This is a genomic window from Vibrio hangzhouensis (genome assembly GCF_900107935.1).
GTDB classification, from domain to species: Bacteria; Pseudomonadota; Gammaproteobacteria; order Enterobacterales; family Vibrionaceae; genus Vibrio; species Vibrio hangzhouensis.
On the sequence record NZ_FNVG01000003.1, the window covers coordinates 222,979 to 237,785 of the forward strand.

Annotated in this window: 11 protein-coding genes; 8 read left to right on the forward strand and 3 right to left on the reverse strand. The window is 48.0% G+C overall.

The features are described from left to right. The first annotated feature begins 78 nt into the window (after positions 1-78). Complete coding sequence (locus C4S60_RS04630; RefSeq protein WP_103879162.1) at positions 79-1,164, forward strand: ABC transporter ATP-binding protein; 1,086 nt, start codon at positions 79-81, stop codon at positions 1,162-1,164. A 54-nt stretch (positions 1,165-1,218) separates the two neighbouring features. Here the strand turns inward: C4S60_RS04630 and C4S60_RS04635 are convergent, their stop codons facing one another. Next, entirely contained in the window at positions 1,219-2,562 is a 1,344-nt protein-coding gene (locus C4S60_RS04635; protein ID WP_103879163.1) for an MATE family efflux transporter, read from the reverse strand. 443 nt (positions 2,563-3,005) lie between these two features. Here C4S60_RS04635 and mglB point away from each other — a divergent pair, with 443 nt between their 5' ends. The 7 genes from mglB to galM all read left to right on the forward strand — a co-directional run bounded on the left by mglB (position 3,006) and on the right by galM (position 11,374). Further along, entirely contained in the window at positions 3,006-3,980 is a 975-nt protein-coding gene (gene mglB, locus C4S60_RS04640) for a galactose/glucose ABC transporter substrate-binding protein MglB (protein WP_103879164.1), read from the forward strand. Positions 3,981-4,114: 134 nt separating this feature from the next. Beyond that, positions 4,115-5,623, forward strand: a complete 1,509-nt coding sequence (gene mglA, locus C4S60_RS04645) for a galactose/methyl galactoside ABC transporter ATP-binding protein MglA (protein WP_103879165.1) — start codon at positions 4,115-4,117, stop codon at positions 5,621-5,623. A gap of 10 nt (positions 5,624-5,633) precedes the next feature. Further along, a complete protein-coding gene (gene mglC / locus C4S60_RS04650) occupies positions 5,634-6,641 on the forward strand; it encodes a galactose/methyl galactoside ABC transporter permease MglC (protein WP_006071930.1) in 1,008 nt (335 codons plus the stop codon). A gap of 294 nt (positions 6,642-6,935) precedes the next feature. Next, positions 6,936-7,955 carry a UDP-glucose 4-epimerase GalE gene (gene galE, locus C4S60_RS04655; RefSeq protein ID WP_103879166.1) on the forward strand — a complete coding sequence of 340 codons (1,020 nt, stop codon included), beginning with the start codon at positions 6,936-6,938 and terminating at the stop codon, positions 7,953-7,955. A gap of 52 nt (positions 7,956-8,007) precedes the next feature. Beyond that, on the forward strand, positions 8,008-9,060 hold the full coding sequence (galT, locus tag C4S60_RS04660) for a galactose-1-phosphate uridylyltransferase (RefSeq protein WP_103879167.1): 1,053 nt from the start codon (positions 8,008-8,010) through the stop codon (positions 9,058-9,060). A 61-nt stretch (positions 9,061-9,121) separates the two neighbouring features. Next, complete coding sequence (gene galK, locus C4S60_RS04665) at positions 9,122-10,276, forward strand: galactokinase (RefSeq protein ID WP_103879168.1); 1,155 nt, start codon at positions 9,122-9,124, stop codon at positions 10,274-10,276. Between the two features lie 21 nt (positions 10,277-10,297). Then, complete coding sequence (gene galM, locus C4S60_RS04670; protein WP_103879169.1) at positions 10,298-11,374, forward strand: galactose-1-epimerase; 1,077 nt, start codon at positions 10,298-10,300, stop codon at positions 11,372-11,374. A gap of 118 nt (positions 11,375-11,492) precedes the next feature. Here galM and C4S60_RS04675 read toward each other — a convergent pair whose 3' ends face one another. Continuing rightward, complete coding sequence (locus C4S60_RS04675; protein ID WP_103879170.1) at positions 11,493-12,494, reverse strand: substrate-binding domain-containing protein; 1,002 nt, start codon at positions 12,492-12,494, stop codon at positions 11,493-11,495. Positions 12,495-12,724: 230 nt separating this feature from the next. Then, a complete protein-coding gene (locus C4S60_RS04680; protein ID WP_103879171.1) occupies positions 12,725-14,617 on the reverse strand; it encodes a PTS fructose transporter subunit IIABC in 1,893 nt (630 codons plus the stop codon). Positions 14,618-14,807: the final 190 nt, after the last annotated feature.

Here is a 14,807-nt window from a genome sequence, read left to right on the forward strand (position 1 = left end):
AACCCTACCAGAGAACGAATTATAGCATTCGCCCGGTGCCGGTCATTGGGCGAGTGACACAAGAATTAAGGATAGAACATGGCAGATATTAAACTTTCCAATGTGGTAAAACGATACGGTGATGCGACCGTTATTCACGGTGTCGATCTGGACATCAAGAAAGGTGAGTTTGTGGTTTTTGTTGGCCCTTCGGGCTGCGGTAAGTCTACCTTACTGCGTCTTGTCGCCGGTCTGGAAGAAATTACCGACGGTGTTCTGGAGATAGACAATAAGGTGGTCAATCACGTTGACCCGGCTGAACGTGGTATTGCGATGGTATTCCAGTCCTACGCGCTGTACCCCCACTTGACAGTGGAAGAGAACATGGGTTTTGGGATGAAGATGAACGGTTTCCCAAAAGAGGAAATTAAGCAACGTGTCGACCGCGCCGCGAAAGCACTACAGCTTGATCATCTAATGGATCGCAAACCGAAAGACATGTCTGGTGGTCAACGTCAGCGTGTGGCTATTGGTCGTGCGATTGTTCGTGACCCGAAAGTATTCCTGTTTGATGAACCACTATCCAATCTGGATGCGGAATTGCGTGTTGATATGCGCTTGCAAATCGCCAGCCTGCACCGTGAACTTGATACGACCATGATTTACGTGACTCACGATCAGGTTGAAGCGATGACATTGGCGGACAAAATTGTTGTGTTGCGTGACGGTCGTGTTGAGCAAGTGGGCTCGCCATTAGAGCTCTACAACAAGCCAGCGAACGAGTTTGTCGCCGGGTTTATTGGTTCTCCAAAGATGAACATGTTGCCAGCTCATGTCACACAGGTCGGAGAGGGTAACATCACAATGAGGCTTCCTGATGATCAGTCGATCACAGTGAATGTGGACACCAGCAAAGTGAGAGAGGGGGACAAGGTTACATTTGGTTTGCGCCCTGAGCACATTGCCCTCGATGGTAGTGGCGAGCAGAAACTGCATTTTTCAACCCGAGCGGTAGAGCGCTTGGGGAACAGCACCTATTTATTTGGCGTGGTGGGGGGATTTGATAACTACCGAGTGCATGTGTCTGGTGACTTTGAAGTGACCCGCGGTGATGAGTTGGATCTGAGTTTCAATGTAGAAGATTGCCATATCTTCTTAGATTCACTTTGCATTTCTAACATCTAATAAAAATGGGCTAGCAATCGCTAGCCCATTTTTCTATCCGCTACTTTCCATCCGCTATGTCAAGGCGAAGCGTGTCCACACTTTAGAGCGCCAGCGTCGAATCATTACGATACCGCGAACCCACTCATCCATGCCAATAGCAATCCATGCGCCTATTACGCCGTAGCCCCAATGGATGCCAAGTAAATAGGCAAACAGTACTGCCACTCCCCACATGCTGAGAATGCCCATTTTTACCGGGAACTTAATATCACCAGCGCCTTTCAGTGCTGCAATGAAGATCAGGTTAGATACCCGCCCTGACTCAACAAAAATAGAGCCACCAATAAGCAGTGCTACTAAAACAACAATTTCGCTATCTTGCGTGAACAGGTCAATCAATGGGAAACGGAACAGGAACAGCAGTACAACAATACCGGTCGATGCGATTAGGCCCACTAAATAGTATTTCTGAACTCGGCTTAAGATGTCGTCGATCCAGCCTTTACCGATAAAGTAGCTGGCTTGAATTTGTCCTGCTTGCCCCAGAGCTAATGCAAATGCAAACGACACGCGAGTGATATTTTGTGCGTAAGTATAAGCGGCAAGCGAGGATGTTCCCATCTGCACCACGAAATATACGATTGTCATTTGTGCCATGTTGTAAGAGAGAATCTCTCCGGCGTTCATAGCACCTATCTTCATGATTTTCTTATACAGCGCCCCAGGAATGTTCCGCCATTGTTGGAATGGCAGCTCGATACGCTTTGAACGCACTACCCGAATCATCATCAGAGTGCCAATCACCTGGCTGACAACGGTCGCTGTGGCTACACCGCTGACACCAAATACCGGCAGGCCGAAAGGCTGATAGAGCGCGACATAGTTTCCGGCAATATTAATCACGCCAGCGATTAAATTGATCACCATAGGGGAGCGAGAGTAACCATGGCTACGCAAAATGGTGGTCAGTACGATACCGATAGTGACGTTAAAGGTCATCGAACCGCTGATAATCAGATATTCATAGCCAAAAGCAGCGACCTGATCTTCTAAGCCAAATAGCGCAATAAAGTGCTCGGCACCCAAAAATAGAGACAAGCTGAGCGCACTACCGACGGCGATGGCCAGTAAAATGCTCGCGACGCCGGTTTGTGCGGATTCTTCGAACTTTGACGCGCCATTATATTGAGCAATAAGAATACCTGTACCACTGCTGACCATCATGGAAACAACAATCAGGAAAAAAGAAATTTGCGTGATGACACCCACCGCAGAGACCGCAAGGTCGGAGTAGCCACTGAGCATGAACACATCCGTGGTATTGAGGGCGGTTCTTAGCAAAACTTCGACAAAGATTGGCCAAGTCAACGCTACGATGTTCATTCGTTTGTTGAGCGCTGAAGCATTCTCAGACATTTGATTACGCCTAGTTATTAAATGAGCAGGTTAAAAGGGCGGCAAGTTTACTCCTAAACAGAGTAAACGCAATAACAATAGTTGGAGTAAGGCTATTTTGACACAATGAAACTTGTTGTAAACGTTTTCATTTTATAGTTGGTGTAGCAGGTATTTTCGTCGTAAATGCCAGAAGAAAAAAGAGATAGCGATCTCGCTGTTACACTACGAAACGTTTGGAACGGCTTTTTTTATATGATGTGTTAAGTGATTCAAACAAATTAAACAGTTAGTTACATTAATCGTTACATTTGTAAAAAATTTTAACTTCCTCACATTAATTGTTCGTTTTATCACTATACTTCCGGTTAAACGTTTTCACTTTGAGTGCAATTTAGCCAAACAATAACGTTTTTACTCCCTACACAAACAACACAATAAAATAAACAAATAGGACTTGTTCAATGAAAAAGTTAACTCTTCTAGCTGCGCTATGTGCTGGCATGGGCTTCGGAACTCAAGCAGTTGCGGGCACAACCGTAGGTTTCACTATCTACAAGTATGACGATAACTTCATGTCTGTCGTACGTCAGGCGATTGAAAAAGAAGCAGGTCAAGACAGTGATACTCGTATCCTGATGAACGATTCTCAGAACAGCCAATCTATGCAGAACGACCAGGTGGACGTTATGCTTGCACGTGGTGTACAAGCACTGGCCATTAACCTGGTTGACCCTGCTGCGGCACCAACTATCATCCAGAAAGCAAAAATGGATGATGTGCCAATTGTTTTCTATAACAAAGAACCAAGTGCCAAAGCGCTGGCCAGTTACGACAAAGCATATTACGTAGGTACCGACTCGAAAGAGTCTGGCATCATCCAGGGTGACTTAATTGCTCAGCAATGGAAAGCGAACCCAACTTGGGACAAGAACGGTGACGGCGTGCTGTCTTATGTTCTTCTGAAAGGTGAACCAGGCCACCCAGATGCAGAAGCACGTACGACTTACTCTGTGAAAACCATCAATGAGAACGGCATCAAAACTGAAGAGCTACACATGGATACAGGCATGTGGGATACAGCGATGGCGAAAGATAAGATGGACGCATGGTTGTCTGGCCCTAACGGCAGCAAGATTGAAGTGGTTATTGCTAACAACGACGGCATGGCAATGGGTGCAGTAGAAGCTCTGAAAGGAGCAGGGGCTGATATCCCAGTATTCGGTGTTGATGCTCTAGCGGAAGCACTAGCGCTTATCAAGTCTGGTGAAATGGCGGGTACGGTACTGAATGACGCCGACTCTCAAGCGAAAGCGACCTTCGAACTTGCGCGTAACCTAGCAAATGGTAAAGAGGCAACTGAAGGCACTCAGTGGGAACTGAACAACAAAGTTGTACGTGTTCCTTACGTTGGCGTGGATAAGTCAACTCTAGAGTAATCTAGCAATCCGGGGAGGAGCAAGCGCTTCTCCCTCAACTCCCTTATCAAACACCTCGCTACCAATCATAACAATTGGTAAGGGATTGTTTTGTCTGTTTTTTACCTACTACCAGATAATTAATAAGTGATGCCATGGAAAATCAACAGCATGAATTTCTGTTAGAAATGACAGGGGTGAGTAAGTCTTTCCCAGGGGTTAAGGCATTAGACAAGGTAAATCTTAAAGTTCGACCGCACTCTATTCATGCATTAATGGGTGAGAATGGGGCGGGTAAGTCGACGTTACTGAAATGCCTATTCGGAATATATGAGAAAGATGAGGGCGACATTGTTTTTTTAGGAAAGCATGTCGACTTTCAATCATCAAAAGAAGCCTTGGAGTCCGGGGTTTCAATGGTTCACCAAGAGCTCAACCAGGTGCTGCAATGCACGGTTATGGACAACATCTGGCTTGGTCGTTATCCCAAAAAAGGTCTATTCGTCGATCACGATAAAATGTATCGTGATACCAAAGAGATCTTCAAAGAGCTCGATATCAACATTGATCCGCGTGTCAAAGTGAATACTCTATCGGTTTCACAAATGCAGATGCTCGAGATCGCCAAAGCTTTCTCTTACGATGCCAAGATCGTCATTATGGATGAGCCCACATCCTCTCTTACTGAAAAAGAAGTCAACCACCTATTCACCATCATCAAGAAGCTGAAAGATAAGGGCTGTGGCGTAGTGTATATCTCGCACAAGATGGAAGAGATCTTCGCCATTTGTGATGATATTACCATTTTGCGTGATGGCCAGTGGGTTGATACCAGACCGTTGGAAGGTCTGACGATGGACTCCATCATTGCCATGATGGTTGGTCGTGAACTGACGCAGCGTTTCCCAGAAAAAAGCAATGTACCGAAAGAAACGATTCTTGAGGTCAAAAATCTCACCGCACTTAACCAACCCTCGATTCAGGATGTGTCGTTTGAACTCAAAGCTGGCGAAATCCTTGGAGTGGCCGGTCTGGTGGGCTCCAAACGGACCGATATCGTTGAAACCATTTTTGGCGTTCGAGAGCGAAGTGAAGGCAGCATCATTCTCAACGGAAAAGAGATGCGCAATCGGGATGCTCATGAAGCCATCAATAACGGTTTTGCTCTGGTGACTGAGGAGCGACGTTCAACCGGTATTTACGGCAATCTGGACATCACATTCAACTCGCTGGTGGCCAATGTAGAGCAGTACAAGACCGCATCGGGTTTACTCAGCAACAAGAAAATGAAGAGCGACACTCAGTGGGTTATCGATTCCATGAGTGTGAAAACGCCTACCCATGAGACAGCGATTGGCTCCCTTTCTGGAGGCAACCAGCAAAAGGTCATCATCGGGCGCTGGCTGCTGACCCAACCGGAAATTCTCATGCTGGATGAACCAACCCGGGGTATTGATGTCGGTGCCAAGTTCGAAATCTATCAGCTTATTCTGGAGCTGGCGAAGAAGAACAAGGGCATCATCATTATCTCTTCCGAAATGCCAGAACTGCTCGGTATCACCGACCGAATTCTAGTGATGAGTAATGGTCGCGCGGCGGGTGTCGTTGAGACGAAAAATACAACGCAGAACGAAATTTTAGAGCTGGCCTCTCGTTACCTCTAGGAAAATTATTATGGACTCAGTAAAAACATTTGCGCTAAAGCACCTCAAAGAGGGTGCCATTTATGCGGTACTATTTATCTTATTGGCGGTCATCGTCATTCAAGAGCCGTCTTTCTTAAGTTTACGTAACTTCAGTAATATTCTGACTCAGTCTTCGGTACGTGTCATCATCGCACTGGGTGTCGCGGGTTTGATTGTTACTCAGGGTACTGACCTTTCCGCTGGTCGTCAGGTTGGTTTAGCTGCAGTGGTCTCGGCAACCTTGCTGCAATCCGTCGACAACGTCAATAAGGTTTTCCCCAGCATCGGTGAGGTGCCAATTGTAGCGGTCATCCTTGTAGTTTGTGCGATCGGTGCAATCATCGGTCTGGTGAACGGTATCATCGTTGCTTACCTAAAAGTAACGCCATTTATCGCGACACTGGGTACGATGATCATCGTTTATGGTATCAACTCTCTTTATTACGACTCTGTGGGGGCATCACCGATTGCAGGCTTCGATGAGCGCTTCTCTGTGTTCACGCAGGGCTTTATAAGGATGGGTGACTTCAGGTTCTCCTATATAACCTTCTACGCCATCATCGCCATCATCTTTATGTGGATTCTTTGGAATAAGACAGTATTTGGTAAAAACATCTTCGCAGTAGGTGGTAACCCGGAAGCGGCCAAAGTATCCGGTGTTAACGTGCCAATGACACTATTGAAAGTGTACGCGCTATCCGGTGTTTTCTATGCCTTCGGCGGTATGTTAGAAGCGGGTCGTATTGGTAGTGCCACCAACAACCTTGGTTTCCTTTACGAGCTTGATGCCATTGCGGCCTGTGTGGTAGGTGGCGTCTCCTTTGCTGGTGGTGTTGGTAGCATTGCCGGGGTGGTGACCGGTGTGCTTATATTCACCGTTATCAACTACGGCATGACCTATATTGGCGTCAGCCCATACTGGCAGTACATCATTAAAGGTTCCATCATTATCTTTGCGGTTGCGCTAGACTCTATGAAGTACGCAAACAAGAAGTAAATCGAAAAGGCGTCCTAAGGGCGCCTTTTTTTCGTTTCGCAGCTATTGGCTAAATAAGTGTAACCGTTTAACTTTAGTTTATGGGTTTAGGGTCCTTAACTGGAGATGTTCATATCCTGGGTGACGCTATCAATAGCTGTATTTTTATTGAAACCAGTGTAAACGTTTACACTTTTTGCACTCGATCACAGAACGATCTTGCGTACTGTTGCTACAATTTCTTTAGTTTGAAGATCAAGCGCGTATTCGCGTAATAACTCGTTCAACAACCTGAGTTAAACGTAGGAGTGGAATGTGAAAGTACTAGTGACAGGTGGAATGGGCTACATAGGCAGCCATACCTGTGTTCAGATGCTAGAAAGTGGTATCGAACCAATCATCATCGATAATCTGTGCAATGCAAAGCAAGCGGTCATCGAGCGCATTGAAGCTCTGACTGGCAAAGCGCCTGTGTTCTATCAAGGTGATATTCGTGATGAAGGTTTGCTTGACCGAATCTTTAGCGAGAACGACATTCAATCGGTTATCCACTTTGCGGGACTAAAAGCCGTGGGTGAGTCGGTGGCGAAACCTATCGAGTACTATGACAACAACGTGAACGGTACTCTGGTACTGGCAAGAGCGATGCGAAAAGCCGGAGTGAAGAGCCTTATCTTTAGTTCATCGGCGACCGTCTACGGTGATCCTGAAGTGGTACCAATTACCGAAACGTCTCCAGTAGGCAACACTACTAATCCTTATGGTACCAGTAAGTTTATGGTGGAACGTTGCCTCAGCGACCTGTTTACCTCTGATGACGAATGGAGCATTACGTTGCTGCGCTATTTCAACCCGGTCGGTGCCCATCCTTCCGGTACCATGGGTGAAGACCCGCAGGGCATCCCGAATAATTTGATGCCATTCATTGCCCAGGTGGCGGTCGGACGTCGTGAAAAGCTAGCGGTGTTTGGTAATGATTACCCAACGGCTGATGGGACGGGCGTTCGTGATTATATCCATGTGATGGACTTAGCCGATGGTCATATTGCCGCGCTGCAAGCGGTGGGGGCGAAAGCTGGTTTGCATATTTACAATTTGGGAACAGGTAAAGGCAGCAGCGTACTAGAGATGGTCGATGCCTTTGCTCAAGCCTGTGGCAAGCCGATTCCTTATGATCTGCAGCCACGACGTCCGGGTGACATCGCAGAGTGCTGGGCGAGTACGGCGAAAGCGGAAGCGGATTTGAACTGGAAAGCAACCCGCACGTTGCAGGACATGACGACAGACTCATGGCGCTGGCAGTCGAACAACCCTAATGGCTATGACAGTGAGTGAGGCGGGTTAACACCCTTTTGATTTTTGTGAATTTAACGATTGAGTAAGAAGAATGTCGAGCATTGAATTTAATCCGGTGGACCACCCGCACCGCCGCTATAACCCCCTAACAGGCCAGTGGATTCTGGTCTCCCCGCACCGCGCTAAACGCCCGTGGAGTGGTCAGAATGAAGCGGTCTCACATGTCGAGTTGCCGAAATACGATAAGACGTGTTTCCTTTGTCCAACGAACGAACGTATCTCAGGTGACAAGAATCCTGACTATCAGGGCACATATGTGTTTGGCAACGATTTTGCCGCGTTGATGCCAGATTCTCCTGATGCACCCGAATCTGACAACCCGTTATTTAAAACTCAAGGGGTGCGTGGTTTGAGTCGTGTGATCTGTTTTTCGCCAGACCACAGCAAGACTTTGCCAGAGCTGTCGCCTCAAGAGCTTCGCTGCGTGGTGGATACATGGAACGAACAGATAGAAGAACTGGGCAAAGAGTACCTATGGGTTCAGGCCTTTGAGAACAAGGGCGAGGCAATGGGCTGTTCACAGCCACACCCTCATGGCCAAATTTGGGCCAATAGTTTTCTGCCCAATGAAATAGAGCGTAAAGACCGTTTGATGCGCGAGTACTTTAAGCAGCAAGGCTCAAATCTGCTGGTGGACTATGTTCAGGCTGAAATGGCAGATGGTGCGCGCACCGTCGTTGAAACCGAGCACTGGCTGGCCGTTGTTCCGTACTGGGCTGCATGGCCATTTGAAACCATGCTATTACCCAAAACCCATGTGCGCCGTATGAGTGAATTGAGCGAAGAGCAGAAAGACGATTTGACGATAGCTATTAAGAAGTTAACGTCGCGTTACGATAATTTGTTCGAATGTTCGTTCCCGTATTCAATGGGTTGGCATTATGCGCCTTTCTTTACCGATGGCAGTGATACTGACCATTGGCAGCTTCACGCACTGTTCTATCCACCGTTGTTGCGTTCAGCAACCGTTCGCAAATTTATGGTGGGGTATGAAATGTTGGCGGAATCACAACGTGATCTCACGGCCGAGCAAGCCGCAGAAAGATTACGTGCTTTAAGCGACGTGCATTACAAGCAGAAATAATATTAAAAGTTTGGTGTTGTCACAGGGCTTGTGGTGACACCAGGTATTGAGAGAAATAAATATGAAAGACCTAATCCAAAACGTAGCAAACTCTTTTGAAAAAGTACTGGGCTATACGCCAACACACTTTATTCAGGCACCGGGACGCGTGAATCTTATCGGTGAACATACGGACTATAACGATGGTTTTGTCCTACCATGTGCCATTAACTACCAAACTGTCGTGGCGGCGGCTAAACGCGATGACAATATTGTGCGCGTTGTGTCCGTGGATTATCAGGACGCGACCGACGAGTTTGACCTGGCAGAAGAGATTGCTTTTCAGGACAACAAAATGTGGGCTAACTACATCCGAGGTGTAGTGAAATTCTTGATGGCACGCGGTTACCAGATTGGTGGCGCCGACATTTCGGTATCGGGTAATGTTCCCCAGGGCGCGGGTTTAAGTTCCTCTGCTGCATTAGAAGTGGTCATCGGACAAACGTTTAAAGCTCTCTACGATCTGAACATCAGTCAGGCGGAAATTGCACTCAACGGTCAGCAGGCAGAAAATGAATTTGTTGGTTGTAACTGTGGCATCATGGACCAGCTTATTTCTGCCGAAGGCCAAGAAAATCATGCGCTGCTTATTGATTGTCGCAGTCTGGAAACTCAGCCAGTCTCAATGCCCGAAGATATGGCTGTTGTGATCATCAATTCCAATAAAAAGCGCGGTCTTGTCGACAGTGAGTACAACACGCGTCGCGAACAGTGCGAAGAGGCGGCGCGAATTTTTGGTGTGAAAGCGCTGCGTGATGTGACTATTGATCAGTTCAACGCGCGTGCAAATGAACTTGATGAGATGGTCGCCAAGCGTGCCCGCCACGTCATCACTGAAAACGACCGTACCGTTGAAGCGGCGAAAGCCTTAAGCAACGGCGACATGAAACGCATGGGTGAACTTATGGCGCAGTCACATGCATCGATGCGTGATGACTTTGAAATTACCGTGAAAGAGATCGACACCATTGTGGACATCGTTAAAGCGGTGATTGGCGAACAGGGCGGCGTACGTATGACGGGCGGTGGTTTTGGTGGCTGCGTGGTATCACTGGTTCCGCCAGCGTTGGTTGATGCTGTTAAATCAGCGCTAGCTGAGCAGTATGAGGCAGCAACAGGGCTGAAAGAGTCTATCTATGTGTGCCAGGCCAAAGATGGTGCGGGCCAAGTGGTGTAACGCTTCGTCAGAGGAAAAGTAATGTCTTTGAAACTAACGCGTGAACTCGAGAAGCAGGTTGCCCCAGACGGGCAGCCTTATAATACGGTAGTGCTTCGCAACTCGAATGGTATGACGATGACGTTAATAGACATCGGCGCGACATGGGTGAGCTGTGTGCTTCCTATAGAAGGTGAGTTGTCAGATGGACGTGAAGTGCTGCTTGGGTGTATCGATTATGGTGCGCAGCCCAGTTATCTGGGAGCAACGGTCGGCCGCTATGCCAATCGCATTTATCAAGGGCGTTTCACTATTGGTGATGACGTTTTTCAGGTCACCACCAATCAGGCAGGCAACGCTTTGCATGGCGGGGTGGAAGGCTTTGACAAAAGGCGCTGGAGTTTAATTGAACATACGCCTCAGGTTGCCACTTACAGACTGGTCTCTTACGACGGTGATCAAGGTTTTCCGGGTGAGCTGACAGTAGAAGTACGATATGAGTTGACCGATTCTAATGAAGTGGCGATAGGCTATACCGCCAAGACAGACAAACCAACACTCGTCAACTTAACCAACCATGCTTACTTCAATTTGATGGGCGCGGATGACGGCAAAGATTGCCTTTCGCACTCGCTGAGCATTAATGCCGACCACTTTCTGCCCACCGATGCTGTCGGCATTCCAGTGGCGAGCCTGATGGAGGTTGCCAATACCAGCTTTGATTTTCGTCAGAGTCAGCGTATTGATGCCAGATGGTTGGCTGATGAACATCAACAAGCTGCGAAAGGCTATGACCATTCGTTTCTGCTTAATACCAACTGTCTTCAAGGTGCGATAGCAGCGCAGGCTATCGCACCAGACGGTTCTGTCAAACTCAATGTCTATACCGACAAGCCGGCGATGCAGCTATATACCGGCAATTACCTGGCAGGTACGCCTAACCGTTTCGGTGGGGAATATTCAGACTATTCTGGTTTTGCACTAGAAACTCAATTCTTGCCGGATTCACCCAATCATCCTGAGTGGCCGCAGCCTAGCTGTGTTCTCCAGCCAGATCAGGTATACCAATCGATGACACGTTATTGCTTTGATATTTCGGGGGAAACATCGGGCAGCTAATAACTGTATCGTATTGGTGCCGCATAATGGTCACAGGGTGCTCTGGATAAGAATAACCCCAGCTCTGGTTTGAGTTGGGGTTTCTTTTATTGGTCCTGAGATAAGGGGGGCAGTGTCGCTACTGCTGACGTGCCACCGAGGCGCGTTGGACCAATGTGGGCGAATAGACCATAGGTTCGGTTTCGACGGCTTCATCTTTCGAGAGTGACAAGGCGATTTGAGCCGCTTTCTCAGCCATCATCTGGATTGGATAGCGGATGGTGGTCAGCTTTGGATGCAGATATTTTGCAATCAAGCCATCATCAAAACCAATGATCGACATTTGGCTCGGAAGTGCGTACTGATTTTCCTCGAGTACTGACAGAGAACCTGCGGCCATATTGTCGTTATAGGCGACCACCGCCGTAATTGGCAGGGACTTGGTTAACAGGTTGGTCATGGCCTTCTCGCCACCATCGCTGTCAGGGGTGCCGTACTCAACGTAACTTGGCGATAGTTTAATATCATTGGCCTTCAACGCGTCACGATACCCTTCAAGACGTTGATCAACGTCTTCAATGTTGTGAGATGACGCAACACAAGCGATATTCGTATGCCCGTTGCGAATCAGGTGTTCTGTGGCGATGTACGCCCCTTTATAGTTGTCCAGAGAGATACAGCGGCCAGGCAACTGAGGAATGTCGCGGTTGATGTATACCAGTCCTTTAACCTCTTCAGCGTATTGAATCAGTTCTTCGTCGGAGAGGGCTTTGGAGTGAATCACTAGCGCGTCACAACGACTGTTAATCAATAACTCAATCGCTTTACGTTCTTCATCGGCGTCGTGGTAGCCATTGCCAACCAGTATATGTTTTCCATGTTGATGGGCGACCTTATCCACCGCTTTCACCATGGTACCAAAGAAAGGATCTGAGACGTCGCTGACCAATACGCCAACGGTGTTGGTGCTTTGGCTAACCAAAGCGCGCGCATTGGCGTTCGGGCGATAGCCCAGTTTTTTCATTGCGCTGGTGACGGATTCTATCGAGGCCGCACTTGCTTTTGGGGATTTATTGATCACCCGAGAAACCGTTGCGACAGAAACGCCAGCTTCCTTTGCTACGTCTTTAATTGTTGCCATTTGATACCTCTCATTCGATATCGTTTTATTAAACTCCTATCGTGTAAATATGGCAATGGCAGTTTCACCAAATTGAGTGAACTGTGACGTATAACACCATGTTAGTTCTGGTTTTGGGTCTTATGTAAACGTTTTCCATTTTCCGTGAAAGAACCGAGCATCACAAATAAAAAAAGCCCCATTTTGGGGCTTCAGGGTGAGGGGCTGGGGGCACCTTCAGGAGTACATTTTTAAGCGGTTGCTAGTTGTACTTTGGCTGTACGCATTTTCTTAAGGCTGATACAGACAAGTGCAGTGACTACCGTACCTGCTGCCATACAAACAAGTGCAAGCAGTGGTTTGTTCATTGCACCCAGCAACGCGACGACCGGACCGCCGTGAGCGACGCTATTGGTAATACCGAATGAGAAGGCCATGACCGCTGCTACCATTGAACCAACAACGTTCGCAGGAATAACGGACATGGGGTCTTGGGCTGCGAATGGAATGGCACCTTCTGAGATGCCCACCAGACCCATGGCGCCTGCAGCTTTACCTGCTTCCAGCTCTGATTCTTCAAATAGGTTGAACTTGCGACCCAATACGGTTGCCAGTCCCATACCTAGCGGTGCTACAGGAATCGCACATGCCATGGCACCCATGAATTGAGTTTGGCCGCTGGCGATCATACCGACAGAGAACAGGAACGCGACCTTGTTGAATGGCCCTCCCATATCGAAGCCTGCCATGCCACCAAGAACAATGCCCAGCAGAATCACACTGCCCGTACTCATACTGATCAACATGGCATTCAGGCTGTCCATCAGACTCGCGATTGGTGCGCCGATAACAAAAATAAACAGAGCGGAAATAAACAGGGAGCCCGTGATAGGTGCGATCATGATTGGCACAAGGGGCTGAATAAATTTGTGATAGTTCCGAGTGGTTACCCACTTAACAAAGTAACCAACCAGTAGGCCCGCAACGATGGCACCAATGAAACCTGTCCCAGCTTCTGCTCCGTAGAAAGAGCCGTTGTTGGCAATCCAGCCACCAATCAGACCAGGAGCGAGACCTGGACGGTCAGCAATGGCATAAGCAATGTAACCTGCCAGAATCGGAATCATCAGGGTAAAAGCAACGACGCCGACATCAAGGACTTTTTGCCACATACTGCCTTCAGGAATCGCCATACCTGCTTCGGTGGGTTGACCGCCAATAGCCAGTGCCAGCGCAATAAGCAGACCGCCTGTCACCACAAATGGAATCATGTGCGACACACCATTCATCAGGTAGCGATAGAGATCAGAGCGTGTAGAGGACTTGTCCTCGGCTTTTTTGGCATTGGGGTCGGCAACAAATGCTGGCGCATGGAGTGCTTTTTCGATTAGGCCTTTCGCGTCACTGATTGGTGCTTTCACACCCGTCTCAATTACCTTTTTGCCCGCGAAACGGTACATATCGACTTGCTTATCACAGGCCACAATAATGGCGTCTGCTTTGGCAATTTCGTCTGCACTTGGCGCATTTTTCACACCAATGGAGCCGTTAGTTTCCACTTTGATCTGATAGCCCAGTTCTGCGGCCCCTTTTTCCAGTGCTTCTGCGGCTAAGTAGGTGTGCGCGACGCCGGCAGGACAACCTGTTACACCAATGAGGAAGCCTTTATTGGCTTCTGGCAGGTCCGCAGGTGTTTCCGGTTTAGCTAGCAGTAACTCCAGAGCCTGTGGTTCGGTTGTTGCGTTGAGAAAGCGTTCAATAAACCCTTCTTCGATCAGCTTTGAAGAGAGTTCCGCGAGCACTTCGATATGATGATCGGAGCCGCCATCCGGAGACGCGATCATAAAGAACAGTTTGGATGGTTGTCCGTCTTCAGCGCCATAGTCAATGCCGGTTTTACTGACACCAATGGCTACAGCAGGGGAAGCCACCGCTTTACTCTTGGCATGTGGCAAGGCAACGCCATCTTCAAAGCCGGTATTACCGATTTCTTCGCGGGCGTATATATCGGCCAGGAACTGTGATTTATCACTGAGCTTTCCTTGTCTGTGGAGCAGGTCTGCCAGTTCGGCGAAGACATCGTCCTTGTTAGTTGCCTTCAGATTCAGGCAGATCAGTTTTTCATTAATGAGATCCGTAATCATTATGATTGTCCTATTACCATTTAAGGGTGTGGGTGACTACAGGGTTTCTCATTATCGACGGTTCGGATCCAACTCATAGACTATGCTGGTTGAACAGAGAAGCGATGTAGTCATTCGATAGGGTAATTATGAGTTTGATTGGCAAGAATTTTTAGTGCACCAAAAAGGCTTTTACTGGATTATTGTAACT

Excerpts from the sequence above, each read along its gene's own strand:
- C4S60_RS04680 (WP_103879171.1), bottom strand. The coding sequence starts at position 14,617 with ATGATTACGGATCTCATTAATGAAAAACTGATCTGCCTGAATCTGAAG.
- C4S60_RS04630 (WP_103879162.1), top strand. The coding sequence starts at position 79 with ATGGCAGATATTAAACTTTCCAATGTGGTAAAACGATACGGTGATGCG.
- galM (WP_103879169.1), top strand. The coding sequence starts at position 10,298 with ATGTCTTTGAAACTAACGCGTGAACTCGAGAAGCAGGTTGCCCCAGAC.
- mglA (WP_103879165.1), top strand. The coding sequence starts at position 4,115 with ATGGAAAATCAACAGCATGAATTTCTGTTAGAAATGACAGGGGTGAGT.
- C4S60_RS04635 (WP_103879163.1), bottom strand. The coding sequence starts at position 2,562 with ATGTCTGAGAATGCTTCAGCGCTCAACAAACGAATGAACATCGTAGCG.
- C4S60_RS04675 (WP_103879170.1), bottom strand. The coding sequence starts at position 12,494 with ATGGCAACAATTAAAGACGTAGCAAAGGAAGCTGGCGTTTCTGTCGCA.
- galT (WP_103879167.1), top strand. The coding sequence starts at position 8,008 with ATGTCGAGCATTGAATTTAATCCGGTGGACCACCCGCACCGCCGCTAT.
- mglC (WP_006071930.1), top strand. The coding sequence starts at position 5,634 with ATGGACTCAGTAAAAACATTTGCGCTAAAGCACCTCAAAGAGGGTGCC.
- mglB (WP_103879164.1), top strand. The coding sequence starts at position 3,006 with ATGAAAAAGTTAACTCTTCTAGCTGCGCTATGTGCTGGCATGGGCTTC.
- galK (WP_103879168.1), top strand. The coding sequence starts at position 9,122 with ATGAAAGACCTAATCCAAAACGTAGCAAACTCTTTTGAAAAAGTACTG.